Source organism: Catenibacillus scindens, from assembly GCF_014202115.1.
Classification (GTDB): domain Bacteria; phylum Bacillota; class Clostridia; order Lachnospirales; family Lachnospiraceae; genus Catenibacillus; species Catenibacillus scindens.
The window spans coordinates 52,052-70,199 of record NZ_JACHFW010000004.1; the positions used below are offsets into that span (position 1 = coordinate 52,052).

The 18,148-nt window shown below is 48.1% G+C and carries 10 protein-coding genes; 1 reads left to right on the plus strand and 9 read right to left on the minus strand.

Annotation, left to right across the window (positions count from 1 at the left end):
• Positions 1-252: 252 nt before the first annotated feature.
• Positions 253-1,344 carry a GTP pyrophosphokinase gene (locus HNP82_RS06595; protein WP_183772744.1) on the plus strand — a complete coding sequence of 364 codons (1,092 nt, stop codon included), beginning with the start codon at positions 253-255 and terminating at the stop codon, positions 1,342-1,344.
• Between the two features lie 16 nt (positions 1,345-1,360).
• Here the strand turns inward: HNP82_RS06595 and hflX are convergent, their stop codons facing one another.
• From hflX to pflB, 9 genes are all read right to left on the minus strand, one after another.
• Positions 1,361-2,641: a GTPase HflX gene (gene hflX, locus HNP82_RS06600; protein WP_183772745.1), complete on the minus strand. Its 1,281-nt coding sequence runs from the start codon at positions 2,639-2,641 to the stop codon at positions 1,361-1,363.
• Between the two features lie 85 nt (positions 2,642-2,726).
• Positions 2,727-4,316 carry a tetratricopeptide repeat protein gene (locus tag HNP82_RS06605; RefSeq protein WP_183772746.1) on the minus strand — a complete coding sequence of 530 codons (1,590 nt, stop codon included), beginning with the start codon at positions 4,314-4,316 and terminating at the stop codon, positions 2,727-2,729.
• Between the two features lie 24 nt (positions 4,317-4,340).
• The gene (locus HNP82_RS06610; protein WP_183772747.1) at positions 4,341-6,440 is read right to left on the minus strand and encodes a 4Fe-4S dicluster domain-containing protein; all 2,100 of its coding nucleotides are present in this window, start codon (positions 6,438-6,440) and stop codon (positions 4,341-4,343) included.
• Between the two features lie 220 nt (positions 6,441-6,660).
• Positions 6,661-8,358: a S8 family peptidase gene (locus HNP82_RS06615; RefSeq protein ID WP_183772748.1), complete on the minus strand. Its 1,698-nt coding sequence runs from the start codon at positions 8,356-8,358 to the stop codon at positions 6,661-6,663.
• Between the two features lie 191 nt (positions 8,359-8,549).
• Positions 8,550-9,920 carry a murein hydrolase activator EnvC family protein gene (locus HNP82_RS06620; RefSeq protein ID WP_183772749.1) on the minus strand — a complete coding sequence of 457 codons (1,371 nt, stop codon included), beginning with the start codon at positions 9,918-9,920 and terminating at the stop codon, positions 8,550-8,552.
• 335 nt (positions 9,921-10,255) lie between these two features.
• Entirely contained in the window at positions 10,256-13,951 is a 3,696-nt protein-coding gene (locus tag HNP82_RS06625) for an FtsX-like permease family protein (RefSeq protein WP_183772750.1), read from the minus strand.
• Between the two features lie 9 nt (positions 13,952-13,960).
• Positions 13,961-14,665: an ABC transporter ATP-binding protein gene (locus tag HNP82_RS06630; RefSeq protein ID WP_183772751.1), complete on the minus strand. Its 705-nt coding sequence runs from the start codon at positions 14,663-14,665 to the stop codon at positions 13,961-13,963.
• A gap of 361 nt (positions 14,666-15,026) precedes the next feature.
• Entirely contained in the window at positions 15,027-15,773 is a 747-nt protein-coding gene (gene pflA / locus HNP82_RS06635; protein ID WP_183772944.1) for a pyruvate formate-lyase-activating protein, read from the minus strand.
• Positions 15,774-15,777: 4 nt separating this feature from the next.
• Positions 15,778-18,006, minus strand: a complete 2,229-nt coding sequence (gene pflB / locus HNP82_RS06640; protein ID WP_183772945.1) for a formate C-acetyltransferase — start codon at positions 18,004-18,006, stop codon at positions 15,778-15,780.
• Positions 18,007-18,148: the final 142 nt, after the last annotated feature.

Genomic DNA, 18,148 nt, shown 5'->3' on the forward strand with positions numbered 1-18,148 from the left:
CTATTTTGGATTGCTGAACTGTTTCCTTATATATTATAAATGGATTGCTGCCCTGGCGCAAGAAAAACATATGGCCCGATTGATCTTGTTGCTATTCACAGTTCCCTCCTCGCTGCATTCGCAATTCCTCCTGTTTTGCAGGATTTACCGCAATTTAAAAATGTAGCTGTTTGACGATGAATTCTATTAGCTTTCTTCAGCGGAATATGCTATAATATCACAGGAGTTTACGGAGAAAGGAACGATTGCGCAGTGATAGATACACTTGATACTATTATGAGTGAATACTATCAGAATATGGAAATTTATAAAAAGCTGCAGCGTGATGTGGGGGAAATCATTACAACGCTTATTGAGGTGAATCATATAAAGATTTCCAATATGACTCTCAGGATCAAAAGCGAAGAAGCTTTGAAAAATAAAGTCATATCCAAAGCTAAATATAATCACCTGGATGAAATCACCGATATTCTGGGATGCCGTATTGTCACCTTATTTGAAAGTGATGTAGACCGGATTTTTGATCTTATTGATAAAACCTTTGAGGTGGTGGAGATTGTAGACAAGAGGAAAAAACATAAAGTCAATAATATTGAATTTGGCTATACCTCCCTTCATCTGGTGGTAAAATTTACTGATGACCGTTGCCAGTTAGTGGAATATCAGAAATACCAGGATATCCTCTTTGAAATCCAACTCCGCACTGTCCTTCAGCATGCCTGGGCAGAGGTGGAACACGGCCTTGGATACAAGTCTTTTTATGAGCCGCCTATGGAAATCAAGCGAAAGCTGAACCGTCTTGCCGCTACCCTGGAGATCCTTGATGAGGAATTTGAAAATATCCGCTATGAGATCACGCTATATAATCAAAGTCTGGACAAAGAAGAAAAAGTGTTAAAAACAGACATTAACAAAGATTCCCTTATCGCCTATGTCAACAGCAGTCCTGTTTTAAATGATATGGCCCAAGCCATTGCGGACAAGTTTAATTACCGTATCGTCCGAGACCCTCATCTCATCAGCCAACAAAAACTTGTAGCAAAGATGAATTTTTACGGATACCAGTACATCAACGAACTGAATGAAGATATTTTGAAACATAAAGATACCATCCAGACCATCGGTGAAGAGCTGTCCTCCCATATTAACTATGATTCACCTACGTTAAATCTTTACAGCACACTGATGTGGTTCTCCTTCATTCCGGTTATCAAAAATCTTATCGCCGGCCACGGCGCATCCTCTGAGGAGATACTGGATGATGTTATTTTAGAGACATTCAGGAACAGTTCCCTTTCCATATTTGACGTATTCAATCAGAAAAAAATGAATGCCCAGTCCTAAAAAGGACCGGGCATTTTTACTTTTCACCGGCAACCATAGCGTACACATCTGCCGGCACATAGGCTTTTACAAGAATACCTTTATCTGTGTATTCCTCGCTTAAAAGCTGTCCGTACTTTCGTATACCAGAAATCTTTCCCCCGTCGCGATAATCAAAAAGCTTTTCCACATAAATTTTTTTCGCCCGCAACACTTCCTCGATGGCGTCTAAGAGCGGGGTCAGCGTCTGGGAATTTCTGGCGCTGATATACACTGTATGATCGGCATGAAAATCTTTAAACCAGCCTTCCCCTTTATCCTTACCGGCAAGATCCATCTTATTAAAGGCCGTGATCACCGTCTTATCTTTAATATCCAACTGGCGGAGAGTCTCATAGACCACATGCATCTGGGCGTCCATCTGAGGATTGGACGCGTCCACAACATGGATGATCATATCCGCGTATCGGGCTTCCTCCAGGGTGGAGCGGAAAGCGTTAATGAGATGATGAGGGAGCTTGCGTATAAAACCTACCGTATCCGTGAGCAGCACCTGCTGCCCGCTCTCCAGAGTGAGCATACGGGTCGTCGGGTCCAGGGTGGCAAAAAGCTTATCTTCCTCAAGCACATTGGCTCCCGTAAGGGTATTTAGGAGGGTAGATTTTCCCGCGTTGGTATATCCCACAATGGCCGCCACGGACACTGGATTTTTGCTCCGCTGCTTTCGGGCAACTTCCCGGTGGCGCTCCACTTCCTCCAATTCTCTTTTCAAATGGGAGATCCGCTCTTTGATCAGCCGCCGGTCCATCTCCAGTTTATTCTCACCCGGTCCCCTTGTGCCAATGCCGCCTCCAAGGCGGGACAATGACCGGCCAAGACCTACCAGACGTGTAGCCCGATATCTAAGCTGGGCCAGCTCTACCTGTATCTTCCCCTCGCGGGTAGAAGCCCGCTGGGCGAAAATGTCAAGGATCAGCAACGTCCGGTCCATAACTTTTGTTCCGAGAGCATCCTCCAGGTTAGCCATCTGGGCGGGAGACAATTCATCATCACAGATAATGCCTGTGGCGCCCAAGGAAAAGATCATGGCGGACAGCTCCTGGATCTTGCCTTTGCCAAGATACGTTCCAGAATGGGGCGCTTCCCGGTTCTGGATGAGCATGCCAACAACATCAGCTCCTGCCGTCTTTGCCAGTTCCCCAAGTTCCTCCAGTGATTCCTGGGTATCGCTGCCGCTTCCGGCGGCAATCCCCACAAGAATCACCTTTTCACGGGTCTCTTCTGTTGGATAATATTTTTCTCTGCCAAACTCTGCCATAAATATCTCCTTCATCTATCCGTCCGGATTTCTGCTTTTCGTGACCAACCGGCCGCCTGCTTTTGACGGGGTTCCTGCGATCCGGTCAGTCTGACAGCATACTTTCCAGGAAAGTCAGCTCATGCTGTCCCTGAGCGTCGTCCGGATATTTTTCCACGAAAGCGCGCATTTTCTCCAGGGCGCCTTCCCAGTCTTTTAAATACTCTAAAGCCACCGCTTCATTATACATCAGCTCACGGTCCACCAGACGGTCGTTTTTCTCAATCCCCGCAGCGAAAGCTGCCTGGGCGTCCTCGTACCGCTCCAACTCCATAAGACACAGGCCATATTCATTGTAGGCCGCTGCGTTAGACGTATCTATAGCCAGATACTGTTCATACATGGCCGCGGCTCCCTCATAATCGCCCTGGCTGGACAGGGACTGGGCCAGCCCAAGATAGGCTCCGTTATAGCCTTTCTCCAGGGCCGTATTAAAGGCTTCCTGGGCGCCCTCATAATCGCCCTGATACATATAGACAATTCCCCGATTGGAATAATCCTCACCGTTTTTTCCCCCAAGAAGGAGGGCGTCATTAAGAACCTGAGCCGCTTCATCAGTCTTGCCCTGAGCTGTAAGAACTTCGTATAGAGCAAGATAGGTTTTATAGTTTCTCTTATCACTGTCGATAGCCTTCTCCAAATCCGACTCGGCACTGGCATTGTCACCGGCGCTCTGATAGGCCAGTCCCCTGAGCATATAGGCATTGGCATCTTCCTGGTATTCAATGATCTGGGTATAACAGTCCACAGCACCTGTGGAATCTCCGGCCTGTTCCAAAGCTTCCGCCAGGTAATATAAAATATCAATTTCTGTTTCTCCATAGGAAGCCCCACTGTAAGACAGAGCCTCCCTGAAAAGATCCGCCGCCTTGGAATAGTGGCCTGAGGACAGGTATACAATGCCGCTGCCACGCTTCGCGAGCTGTAAAATACTGCTCTGGTTTGTATTGGTAATGGCAGTGTCAAAGGAGGACAAAGCCTCATCATACTGACCGAGAGCTATGTAAGTCATCCCCAAATTTACAAGATATTCTGAATTGGAAGGATCCGATTCAAGAGCCTGGCCAAAAAGTTCTGCCGCCTGTGTATATTCTCCGTCATTGTAAGCCCTCAGCCCTCTTCTGTTTGTACTGCTCCCCTGAGAATAGGTGATGATCACCGCCACGCAGCCCACAATGACCACAAAGATCAGGAGTGCGGCAATAATCTTTGCCAGGCGAAAGGATCTTCCTTTCCGGTGAGATCTTGGCCCCGACGGACGTCTTTGTGTTGCGGGCAAACCGCCCTGACGCCGGCGCCCATCACTATTTCCGGACACGGGTCTCGTCCCTTCCGTACGCTCCCTTCCACTCCTTTTTAGGGATTGTGGCTCTTTTTCCGGGGTCCATGTCCTCCTTCCAGAAACCTGACGTCCGTTTTCTGCGCCCTGACGCTCGCCTTTAAGGGCTGCTGCCTTTTCCCGTGCTGCCGTAGTCCGGGCCCAAGTCATACGGTCCTCCCAGGATGTCTCCGGAAGAATGCTCACCAGATCCGGGTCAAACCTTCCTGTCTCCGGATTCTGTGATATTTTTTTAATCCGGCTTCTCCCCTGAGGGATCTGCCGGGATTTTTTAGATTCAAATGGTTCTTTTTCCACGGGCACACCTCCACATATACCTTATTATATGGTGTACACCATTAAATTGCAAGCAATAATGTGCGCCGCCAGCAGGCTTAAAAAAACCCCCGCCTCCGCCGGAAAAATCAACGATAACGCGGCTGCAAAAAGTCCGGAAAGGACTCCGGACATATGCTGTAAAAGTGTACCTTTGCCTCCGTTTTTATAGTCGTTGGCAAAAAAGACCGCCCCCATAAATACTGCCGGAGACCAAAGCCACAGGCCGCCGGATATCCAACGGACAGCGGCGTACCCTAACAAAAACATGGGCGTCGTCCAAAATACTGCGATTTTCTTAAAGAGCATATAACCCCAGGCAGCCATCCAGCCAGCGCAGATGATCACAGGACTTTCTGTAATCATCTGTCTAGTCATGGCACAGGCTGCGGTGGTCAACCCAATCCCCACAAGATAGGGATTTACAGCGGACCATCTTTTAGCAATAACAGAAATGATTCCGCAGACAACAGGCCATCTCAGAGAGGGTATAAAAGCGAATACCATAGATGACAAAATCCCCTCTTCCACTGCCGGCCACAAACTGGAAATACCGTCAAAACGTCTTCGTCCAGACAGAGCCAGCGATAAAATGAAAAAACTCCCTCCGCCCCATAAAGCCTTTACCAACAATTGAGGGCCCGCCACACAAACATACAGGAGAAAAACCACAGACAGCGCCCTGAACCGGATACCCCACAGCGCGTGAATATTATTATTCCCATGTAAATATGGGCCGCCATGGCTGACAGGGACAATGTTTTCCATGGTCTGGGCCATAGAGGGCTCCAGATCAATATAGTCCGAAGCTACTGCCCGAAAGGCCTCCCCGGACTTTTTTTCCTTTTTTATTTCTTTTGAGCTATGGGAGGCGCTCATTTTTTTTGCTGCCGCTACCTTTTCTTTAAGACGCCGGTGGGACGGACAGACATAAGAACACCATCCGCATTCCACACATTCCCCAGCCATAGCCAGATGAACATGGCCCAGCCCTTTTTCCATTGTTTTTTCAATGCGGAAAGGTTTCAGCCCAGCCGGGCAGACCCTGACACAATCCTGGCAGCCAATACAACCTTCTTCCCGGTACATATTCCACGGAAGAACGGTGATGGATTCCGTCGTTAAAGACACGGCTGCTTTTTCAATATCCACACAATGGCCGCGAAGAGGTCCCCCCTCAATAACATGATAACCGAAGCATATCCCCATGGTCTCTTCCCCGCCGTCTTTGCAGTCAAAACCGCCGCAATAGTCAACAAGATCCCGGACATAGGCGCCGTTGGGCACCCACAGGTTTTTCGGATATTTGACCTTCCCGGATATGGATATCCCACGGGCGATCATTGGATAATGGTCATAGAAGCTGTCATAAACAGCGCAAAGCTGGGACGGTTCAAACCAAAGGCGGTCTGAATGGTTTTCGTACAAAACCCTATTTCTTCCATAAATATCTTCCGGAGCGGCGTAAAAACAAATCCGTTCCAGAGGAAGCAAGGCTTTCTTGTAACAGTGTATAGCTTTTTCAAGAATATAGCGCACCTCATCCTGACACACAAATATATCTATAGATTGACAGCCCAGGGCTTTTGCCATAACTCTGGCTCCAAAAAGGACTTTTGCCGGACATTCTACAAGAAGACGGTACTGAGCGTACACCATAGGTTCACGGTCAAAAGCGCCAAGGCAAAGTTTTATATTTTTTTCTGAACAGGATGAAGTTTTGTCGATACCGGCAATCCCCATTTCCTTTAACCCTGTGATCAGATCCTTTTCATGATCCATTTCCAGTCTATCCTCTGTCTGCTGAGGGAAATCCGCCTGAATAACCACATAAGTAACATTTTCATAAACACTCTGCCGCTCCTGAAAAATCCGGGTCACATGTCCGCTGATACTGGCAAATACCGGCAGGGAACGTGAAGAACTGCTTTCCCCGATCTTTTGTCCCCGCAGAACATAATCTCCCACAGCCACCACCGGATCCGCCGGGACATAATCTCCCTGTTTCAGGCAAATACACACATTCTGGGGCCGAAATGTTTCAAACTGGGCATTACTCATATGAAATTCAAAAATTTCATCTTCCCGACAATCCGTGACATTCACGCCCTCACCTCCCTCCAATAAGGTTATCATCAACCATGCTCCGCCCTTTTCTTCGTCAGCGCCTCGGCGAAATCGCTATAAAATAAGTATAACTCCGCCATCTTTTTTCATGCTTTGGAAAATATGGAAAATTTGTAACTATTCAGCCGTGTAAGCGGCGAGAATGCTGAGTTAGCGGCGAGAATCTAAAGAGACATGGCTGAATAGTTACGAATATTTTTCAGGACTGAAGCCTGGACAGGGAATCTGCCAGGCAGAGCCGTCCATATCCAGTCACTCCATTGGGATAGCGGTCATATCCGGGCATGGGTTTGGCCCCGGCAAGAAGGGCTGCTTTAAGAAAATCCCCATAAAGATAGGGACTGTTTTCCCGGATAATGCCCCACTCCATAAGGAGAGCGGCGCTCCCGGTGACAAAGGGGGTGGCAAAGGAAGTACCTGTTACATAAGTGTACCCTCCTCCGGCAGCGGTTGTAGTAATATTAACGCCAGGCGCCACAAGATCCGGTTTCAAAAGACATCCGGCCACAGGCGCGCACCTGCTAGTGTTTCCCCGTCCTGAAAAATCAGCCATAGCTGTAATTCCAGGATCATAGGCGCCTACAGAGAGGGCTCTGGACGCCGTCGACGGTATAGTGAGCGTCAGCTCCGGGGACGGATATAAAAATCGCGTTCCTGTATTTAAAAGCGCCGCCCCCGGCAGCCACATCTGATAAGTCCCATCCACAATTTTCAGCGGATGAAGGCGGACAGTCCACACGCCGGGGGCCACATAACTCCCCTCCGGAACAAATTCTATATAGATACCCTGAGACATACTGTAAGGACTGGGCTGGCCGTAATTTAGTAAGATCCCGGTACTGTCCAATGAAAAAGCCAGCGGGCCCAGCTTCTCCTGAAAAACTCCGGAACTCCTCCCTGATGGGGCAATCAGCTCAATGTCCATAACGTCCGCGAAATTTTTCCAAAGCTGAAGGATCATCCCTGGCTGAAATTCGCCGACAGATAGGGGAACGTCTGAAATATTTCCCGTCACTGCCTGACCAAAAGTGTGTCCACCAGCGGCTCCCTCATTCCCTGTGCCGATAACAATCAGACTTTTTCCTGTAGATGAAGCATCGTCAATATATGTCTCCAGGAGGGAGGTTCCCTCATGATTGCCATAATTATTTCCAAAGCTGACATTGATGACAACCGGGCGTTTTAACCGAACGCCCTCTGTGAGAATGTAATTAATCCCCTCCATTAACTCTGTTGTCCTTGGAAAGCCATCGGCCTGGGGATTGCCCAGCTTAACAACAATAAATTCGCTTTCTGTGGCTACCCCCGCATAAGCTCTTCCTCCCTGCCGCCCGTTCCCCCCGGCAATGCCAAGAACCGCTGTTCCATGACCTGAATCATCGGCCGAGGGCACAATCCATTTTCTCTCCTCTGCAGACGTCTGCCTTAAAGCTTCATTGATCACAGCAGCGGAATACAGAACTCCGCGATAATATCCAGCCGGCGGCCCAAGGAATTCACCGACGTCCTCCCTCTCAGCTTCTCTGGGAATCTCCGCTGTCTGATCCCACAGGGACAGAATGCGTGTCATCTGATCTTCCCGGATAAAATCCGGATGAGTGTAATCCACACCTGAATCCACAAGACCGATAATCACGCCCCGGCCTGTCAGTCCAAGAGGACCGTTTTTTATCACGGATATGCAGGAAGCCCCATCCCCCTGACTGTCGGCAAAAAACAGCCGCTGAGGCTGTTCAATATATTCGATCTGGGGCACATCATATACAATATCCAATACGCTTTCCGGCACTGTAAGAATGGCGTAATGATTCAGCAGATAAACAATCTTTATATTCAATGTCTTTAAAGTATCCAGAGAGCCGGAATACTTGACGATCAACTCCCATGTTCTCTCCATAACTCCAACCCCGGCAAAAGCCGCTTTTCTTTTAGTTTATGTCAAACCCCAAAAAAGGTACGGCCGCGAAGAAAAATCTTTCTGCCGCAGCGCAAGCTAAAGAGAAGCGTTTTTTATGACATAGGAGAGGCCGTTTTTTATAACAAAAAACCGCGGGCATCTGCCCGCGGTTCTGATACTTTATGTAATAATTAAATATAACTTGCAGGATTTACCGGTGTTCCGTTCACCCACACTTCAAAGTGAAGATGAGGGCCTGTGGAATATCCTGTACTTCCCACATAAGCGATTACATCCCCCTGGCTGACAGATTGTCCAACAGAAGCAGATACAGATGAGCAGTGCTGGTACAGAGTACTCAGACCGTTACCGTGGCTGACAACAACGTAATTACCTCTGGCAGCGCTGTAGGATACAGTTGTGACAACACCTCCGTCAGCGGCGTAAATAGCTGTCCCTGATCCCGCAGCAATATCTATACCCTGATGGTTAGAGGATGCCCCTGCCGTAGGAGATACTCTTCCGCCAAATCCGGAAGAAATGTATCCTCCGGCACATGGCCAGATGAAGCCGCCTGTGGCCGTTCCGGCAGAACTGCTGCTTCCTGTGGAGCTGCTGCCGGTACTTCCTGTACTGCTGCTTCCCGTACTCGTACTGGTGCTTGTACTTCCGGAGGACGAAGATGATCCAGAAGCAGATGTCGAAGAATTCTGGCTGTTATTCTGAGAAGCGGCGGCCTGCTGCTGTTTCAAAGCTTCTTCCTCAGCTTTCTTTCTCGCAGCCTCCTCCTGCTGTCTCTTCAACTCAGCCTGTCTCTGAAGTTCTTCCTGATATTCAATATCCGCAAGGATCTGCTTGTTTTCAGCAATCTCCGCTTCTGTACTGTAGATGCCGTCGTAGGCATCGCCGATGCTTCCCTCGATCTCGCCTAACTCCGCCTGCTTAGCATCCATAACCATCTGAAGTTCTTCCTGCTTGCTCTCCTGCTGGGTTTTTAAATTTTCCAGCTCAGCCTTCTGCTGTTCAAGCTGTGCCTCAAGGGCCTCGATCTGGAGACGAGTCTCATTGAGGGCTTCCAGGAGGGCGTTATCATAATCGGAAATTCTGGAAATATATTCGGTGGCGTTAAGAATAGTAGCAATATCTTCCGCCTGCATGAAGATCTCCATCATGGAAGTATCGCCAGCCTCATACATGGCGCGGATACGTGCCTTTAAAGCTTCATACTGCTCTGCCTCTTTATCCTTAGCAACCTGAAGATCTTCCTGGGTCTGAGCCAGATCCGCTTCGGTCTGATCAAGCTCTGAACTGATCCGCTGAATCTCCTCGTACACTGCGGTCAATTCCGTATCAAGCTGTGCAATATATGATTCTGTGTCTGCTTTATTAGCCTGAAGATCTGACAACCGGCTCTCCAGGGCTGCTTTCTGACTCTGCAGCTCGGAAAGTGTCTGCTGAACTTCCTCTTTAGTACTGCCTGCCGCAAAAGCAGGGACGCTCAAAGAAAACACAAGAGAAAAAGCCACTGCGGCTTTAAGGGTACGCAAAACTTTACTTCCCATGAATGGATGACTCCTTTCAAAATCTTTTATACTCACGAAGCTATTATAGCACATGGTCTAAAAAAAATCCAGACAAATATTACATAATTTTTAACAATTATTTCTTAGATATTACACATTATTGCTGTTACTTTTTTCTTTTTTAAATAATGTTTATGGATTTAACAGATTTTTTAAGATATTTAATACTTTCGTCAGAAATACAGATAAAAAACAGAGGCGGAAGTTTTTTGCAAAATCAAAGATGCCATATGTCCGGGGCGATGCCCCGGAACACAGGCGAAGTTTATAGTAAACGACAAATATATTTGTCGTTTACTATAAAAACACAAATCTTACTCCACACTCTTGAGGGATTCCACCATATCAATTTTTCTAAGCTTATAAAACATAGCCACATTGACCAGTATACTAAAAACAAGAGTCAGGAGCATACTATACACATAACTTGGCCAGTAAATCACCCGGCTGAACATACAGCTATCAATCTCCACAGTCACAATGATAAACTGATGGAGTATTTTTCCAAGGATACATCCAAAAATCATGCCGATCAAAGTCAGATAAACATTTTCCCGGTACACATAGGCCGCTACTTCCAGATCATAAAATCCAAGAACTTTAATGGAGGCAAGTTCACGGCGCCGCTCGTTAATATTAATATTATTCAGGTTGTACAGAACAATAAATGCAAGCATACCCGCAGAGATGATCAGAACAACAATAATAATATCAAGTGAACTGAGCATATCATTTAAACTGGCCTTGATGCTGTCCATATAGGATACGCTGACAACCGCCTCCTCGCCGAGAAGGATCTGGCCAATCTGATCCTGGACCTTTTCACTGTCCCCGTCAATACGAATCAGCACTGTATTAAAGGGCGGCTCCTCGCCAAAGGTCTGCTCATATAAAGTCGGGGTCATATAAATATAATTTCCCACATAATTCTCACAGACGGCAGAAATAGTCACCTCGTCGGAAGTAAAATTGTCCGACTGTATGGTTATGGTATCTCCCGCGCCAACGCCGAGAAGACTGGCAGTTTTCTCACTGATGATTACTCCGCTGTCCCCCAATTCATATTCCTCCCCGGTGACACGGTCATCAAAGTAAAGAAACTGGTCAAGATTTTCCTGATCCTTTGGCACAACAACATAGGCTTCCACTGTATCATCTGCCGAAGATACATCCATGTTCAGCATATACACGTCTTTATAACCGTTCACTCCGGACGTCTCATCCAGCGTATTGTACAGAAGATCCTTCTCATCCTGGGAAGCCTCCTCGTCCAGAATAACCATGCCGCTATATGGCTGGATTTTACTATATTGAAGTTCCACAATGCCCTTAATCGAATCTTTCAGGCCAAAGCCTACGACCATAAGGGCCATGCAGCCGCCAATTCCAAAGATTGTCATAAAGAAACGCTTCTTATATCTGAAAAGATTCCGCAGTGTTGACTTCTGAGTAAAGCTTAAACGGCGCCACAGAGGCGACACACGCTCAAGAAGAATACGCCGCCCCTGTTTCGGAGGCACCGGGCGCATCAGAGCCGCGGGCGTCGCGATCAGTTCTTTATAGCAGGCCAGGACTGTAGCCGCTGTAATACATATAATAGCTGCCAGGGATGCCATAAGGCCGTAATAAAGATCATAGGGGATCGTCGTATTGGGGATATATGGATAGACGATCTTATAGGCATTGACAATAATATACGGAAATACCTTTTCACCGAAAAGGACGCCCACAATACTTCCGGTTATCGTTGCCAGAAGGGCATAATAAATATATTTCTTGGCGATAGACCACTTATTGTAGCCCAGTGCTTTAAGGGTACCGATCTGTATCCGCTCTTCTTCAACCATACGGGTCATGGTCGTCAGACTAATCAGCGCCGCCACAAGGAAAAACAGTACAGGGAAGATTTCTCCGATGGCCTTGATGCGGTCCGCGTTTTCTCCAAACTCCGCATTGCCTGGCAGTGAAGACCGGTCAGTTACATACCACTGAGGGTACTCAATCTCTTCCACATCGGCCCTGGCATCATCAATCTCCTTCTGTCCGTCATCCAGTTCTGCCTTGGCGTCGGCCTTGGCTTCCTCATACTCCTGCCATCCATCCTCAAGCTCCTGCCGCCCTTCCTCAAGCTGGCTTAAAGCGTCTTCAAGCTGGGACTGACCATCCTCAAGCTGGGCTCTGCTGTCGGCCAGAAGCGCTTCATTATCCGCAAGCTGGCTGTAAGCGGAATCAATCTGAGCCTGGGCAGACACCAACTGGCTATAGGAAGCGTCAAGCTGGGCCTTAGCGTCAGCCAATGCCTGTTCGCCGGCATTCAGTTGCTGTTCCTGGCTGTCAAGCTGAGTTCTGGCATCATTGATGGCCTGACGGGCTGAAATAATCTCCTCATTTTGAGCAAGCTGCTCATCCACCTGTTTTCTTGCCGCTTCCACAGCCTGAGCCACGGCGCTATCTAACGCCCCGGCCTTTGCTTCCTCCAGAGCAGTACGGGCAGCGGCAATCTGAGCCATACCGCTGTCGTACTGACTATCATATTGCTCCTGAAGAGCGTCAAGCTGAGGTTTGAGCTGAGACTGAGCAGCGCCAAGAGATGCCTGCTGGGCACTGAGTTCTTCAGGTACAGTCTGTCCGGCCGCGTTAAGCGCTTCGATTTGCTCATTTACCTGGGAGAGGGCCTCTGAAGTCTGATCATATTGGGACTTAATCTTGGCCAGACCGTCTTTTAACTCATTTAAGGCAGATTCCTGAGCGTCAATCTCACTAGTCTGCTGGGCAAACGCTTCCTCCACCTGCTGGGTAGCCGTCTGAGTGGCCGCCGTTTCCGCCTGAGCGTAAATATCACTGATCTGTTGATTTAGCAAAGCTTCCTGGGAATCAATCTGAGCCCTTCCGTCAGCGATTGCCTGACGGGCAGCAGCAAAATCTGTCTGGGCTGCCTGGGCGTTGTACTGTTCCAGTCCATCATAATACTGCTGCCAGGCCGAGGCCAGGCTTGACGCCTGGGCGTCTAACTCGTTTTTGCCGGAAGCTAACTGAGCTTCTCCATCTAAAAGCTCGGTCCATCCATCCTCAAGGGTTTTCTGCTCCTGAGCTACTGTGTTTTCCCCTTCCTCAAGTTCTGCTTCCGAAGATTCCAGAGTAGCCAAAGCGTCAGCAAGCTCCTCTTCCGCCTGGCTTCTCGCATCGTCGAGTTCATCCTGAGCGTCCTGGATCTCGCCCATGGCCTCGCCATAAACCTCATTATAACGCGCCTCGCACCGGGCGTCAGCCACGGTATCCTCCAGCCGTGAAAGTACCTCGGCTACCTTTTCATCGTATCCGTCAGTATAACAGACTTCATCGGCAGCCCCTTCCACCCACACATCCACCTTTGTGTAGACTTCGGAGGAAAAGCTGTCCGGCGTGACAATGGCAAATGAATCCAGCTCGCCGTCACCAATGGTCGTGCTTCCTCTTGTAAATGTTATGTATTCCGGGCTGCTGCCGATTCCCACCACAGTAAATGTATTGGTGGTCAGCGTGTCTAAAATATCCGAATCATCACCACTCTCAAAGGTAATGGTATCGCCGATCTCAAAATTATGGTTTTCAAGAGTTCCTGCATCAATGAGACATTCCCCGGCCTTTTCAGGCATCCGGCCTTCAAGGACGTCAATCTGGTTTTTCTCTTCCATGTCCGCCATAACTTTGAATACTTTCTGGTTATCCTCACTCCAGCAGACTACGTCGATGTCATAGCTGCCTACGGCATCGGCAACTCCATCCACTTCTTTTATCGCGGCCACGTCATCGTCTGTCAGTCCCAGTGTACTCTGAATGCGGATATCCATAAGCTGGCTGTCATCAAAATAGTCGTCGGCTGTATAGCGCAGATCCGGCTCTGAAGCCCTGATCCCTGAAAAAAACGCTACACCCATGGCAACAATAAGAAAAATGGAGATAAAACGGTTAAAAGTTCTGGCAATCTCCATATAAAAATCTTTGCGCAAAACATTTTTTCTCTTCTTCATGGAACATCCCTACCATTCTATCGTTTCCACAGATACCGGGGAAGCATTCAGCGACATATCTGAAACTTTGCCATTTTTAATCTTGATCACCCGGTCTGCCATTGGGGCGATAGCTGAATTGTGAGTGATGACAAGAACAGTCATTCCCCGCTGCCGGCACATATCCTGGAGAAGTTTTAAAATAGATTTTCCGGTATTGTAGTCCAGAGCGCCAGTGGGCTCGTCACATAAGAGCAGTTTGGGATTTTTTGCCAGAGCCCTGGCAATAGAAACGCGCTGCTGTTCTCCGCCGGAGAGCTGCGCCGGAAAATTTCCGAGGCGGTCACCCAGACCGACTTCTTTTAAAACTGTCTCAGCGTCCAGTGGATCTTTGCAGATCTGCAGAGCCAATTCAACATTTTCAAGAGCGGTCAGATTGGGCACCAGATTATAGAACTGAAAAACGAAGCCGATGTCCTCCCGCCGGTAGCCGGTAAGCTGCCGGTTGGTGTACTTACTTATATCTGTCCCGTCGATCCAGATCTCACCGCTGGTCGCCCGGTCCATACCTCCGAGAATATTCAAAACTGTGGTCTTACCGGCACCGCTGGGGCCTACGATCACAACAAACTCACCTTTCTCCACGCTAAAGCTGATACCGTCCACTGCGTGGATCTCAATCTCTCCCATTTTATAAGTTTTGGTAACATCCACTAATTTAACAAAGTCTTCCATACGCCAGCCTCCTTGCTTCCACACTCAAAATGGTGTTTTATACTGCTTTTATTATAGCTGATTTTTTTCTGAAATCCAACTGTACATTCCCAGGGAAAATATTATAATTTTATAAATTTTCTAAAACGAAACGTAACAGTTGAAAACAGCGGAAGCGTGCCGGTACAAAACCATTGGTGGTTTTCTTCGTAACCGTTGACTGTTCTGACTGGCTTTGCTATTTTGTTTTCTCTTTCAGTTATTATCAAAGGAACTTCTTTAGTTTCGCTACTTAGTTTTGCTAAGTAGCGAATGTATGTTATATCTTTTGGGATATCAGAATCAATAGGATGAGCAGAATTGTTTTTAGAATCTTGTTTCTCTATCGGACATAACCGCCGGGGGCAAGCCCCAGCATTTTTTCAATCCGGTCAATTTCTTCCTGAGAACAGGCATCGTAATCCTTTAATGGGAATTCAATGCCCATCTCCTCATATTTTGTCACACAGATCTTCCGAAAAGGAAGAATTTCCAGCCTGGTGAGATTTTTAAAACTTTTTGCAATCTCACCAATCTTCCGGATCTGTCCTTCACTGTCATTAAGTCCGGGGACGACAACGTGGCGAATCCACACAGGCACTTCCATGCTCTCTGTCAGCCTTAAAAACTCCAACACCTGATCCATGGAAGCGCCGCAGTATGTTTTATAATCCCCGGTGTCTGAAAATTTCAGATCCGCTAAAACAAGATCGGTATATTTCAGCACTCTGGCCGCAGCTTTAAGATCCCCCACCCCGGAGGTATCCAGGGCAGTGTGCATGCCATTTTCTTTCAGCAGTGAAAAAAGTTTTTCCACAAACTCCGGCTGCATGAGCGCCTCACCGCCGGAGACAGTGACACCGCCATTTTTCAGGTATTCTTTATATCGGAGAACTCTCTGAACCACATCTTCCGGAGTCCATTTCTGACAGGCAGGCGCGTCCCCCGCCATAGCCCATGTATCCGGGTTATGGCAGTAGGCGCACCTTAAAGGGCAGCCCTGCATAAAGATTACATAGCGCACCCCCGGCCCGTCAACGGCCCCAAGGCTTTGAAAGCTGTGGATATAACCGTAAACCTGATCTTCCATCACTTTACATCGCCTCGTGGAAAGTTCTCTGAATGACTTCCCGCTGCTGTTCTCTGGACAGTTTGTGGAAGTTTACCGCGTAGCCGGAAACACGGATGGTCAGATTGGGGTACTTTTCAGGATTTTCATAAGCGTCAATGAGTGTCTCACGGTTAAGGACATTCACATTAATATGGTGAGCTTTCCGGGCAAAATAGCCGCCAAGAATGGCCACAAGATTGCTAAGCCGCTCTTCCTCCGTCTTTCCAAGGGCACCAGGCACAATAGAAAATGTGTTGGAAATACCATCTTTGCACACGTCGTAGGAAAGTTTTGCCACTGAGTTAAGGGAGGCAAGGGCTCCGTTTTTCTCACGGTTGTGCATGGGATTTGCCCCAGGAGCAAAAGGCTCTCCGGCTTTGCGCCCGTCGGGGGTGTTTCCTGTCTTTTTGCCATACATAACGTTGGATGTGATCGTGAGGATGGACAGTGTATGCTCCGCGTTGCGGTACGTGGGGTTTTTCTTTAATTCCTCATAGAAGAGACGTACCTGCTCGGCGGCAATGCTGTCCACACGGTCATCGTCATTGCCGAAGGCCGGGAAATCACCAGTTGTCTCAAAGTCTTTGATCAGTCCGGTCTCATCCCGGATCACCCGAACCTTTCCATATTTAATGGCGGACAGGGAATCGGCGAGAACGCTCATACCGGCGATGCCGAAAGCCATAAAGCGATGAACATCAGTGTCATGGAGAGCCATCTGAAGTTTTTCGTAGGCATATTTGTCATGCATATAATGAATAATATTCATGGCGCTGACATAGGTCTTGGCCAGCCATGGGCGGTAAATATCCATCAGCTCCAGCACCTTATCATACTCAAGGTACTCGCCCTGATAAGGCTCATGGGCGGGAGCTACCTGCATGCCGCTCTTTTCATCTCTTCCACCGTTTAAGCTCATCATCAGCAGTTTGGCCAGGTTGGCGCGGGCGCCGAAGAACTGCATATCCTTGCCGACCCGCATAGCGGATACACAGCAGGCAATAGCATAATCATCGCCGAATTTAGGACGCATGATATCGTCATTTTCGTACTGGATGGCGTCAGTATCACAGGATACTTTAGCCACAAAACGTTTAAACTTCTCAGGAAGCTGTTCGGACCACAAAACTGTCAGGTTTGGCTCGGCGCTTGGTCCAAGGTTGTAGAGTGTATTAAGGATTCGGAAAGAACTTTTTGTCACGAGAGTACGTCCATCTTCCCCGGTTCCGCCGATGGACTCTGTGATCCACATAGGATCGCCGCCAAAGAGTTCATTGTACTCCGGTGTTCTTAAATGGCGGGCCATACGCAGCTTCATGACAAAATCATCGAAAATTTCCTGGGCCTGGCTCTCAGTGAGAATGCCGGCTTTCAGATCACGCTCAAAATAAATATCCAGGAATGTGCTTGTGCGGCCAAGGCTCATGGCAGCGCCGTTCTGCTCCTTGATAGCGCCAAGATAACCAAAATACAGCCACTGGACAGCCTCTCTGGCATTTTGGGCCGGTCTTGAAATATCGTAGCCGTACATCTTGGCCATTTCTTTTAACAGCTCAAGGAAATGGATCTGCTGGTAAAGTTCCTCTAACTGACGGATATTGTCCTGGAGCAGCACTTCATGGCCAATGCGTTCCTTATCCGCCTTCTTAAAACGGATCAGCGTGTCCACACCGTACAATGCCACGCGGCGGTAGTCTCCGATAATGCGTCCCCGGCCGTAAGCGTCGGGCAGACCGGTGATAATACCGCAGTGGCGGGCCGCTTTGATCTCATCAGTGTAAGCTCTGAATACACCGTCGTTGTGAGTTGTACGGAAAGTAAATTCTTTTTCAACTTTTTCTGATAATTCATAGCCGTAGGCTTTGCATGCCTCTCTGGTCATACGCATACCGCCGAAAGGATTGACGCCTCTTTTTAACGGCTTATCGGTCTGAAGGCCGACGATGATCTCCTCATCTTTGTCCAGGTATCCCGGCTTGTATGTAACTAAGGACATGATCGTGTCTGTATCTACGTCAAACACGCCGCCCATCTGCTGTTCGATCATAAGAAGATTGTTTAACTTTTTCATCAGGCGGTTGGTACGGTCAGTGGCTTTGGCGAGGAAACTTTCATCGCCTTCGTAGGGCGTATAATTTTTCTGAATAAAATCCCGGACATTAATCTCGTCCATCCATACGCCTTCTTTAAAATTTTCCCATGCTTTTTCCATCATTTTGAATTCCTCCCAGCTTTAAAAAAAGCACCGTCTCTTTTCCAATGTAGCTTTTGCCCTCTTTATCTTTCGCAGTCAACACCTATTCCAGGCGTTGACTGCAACCGGAATCTCTCCGGATGAAAGCCACGTATGGCTC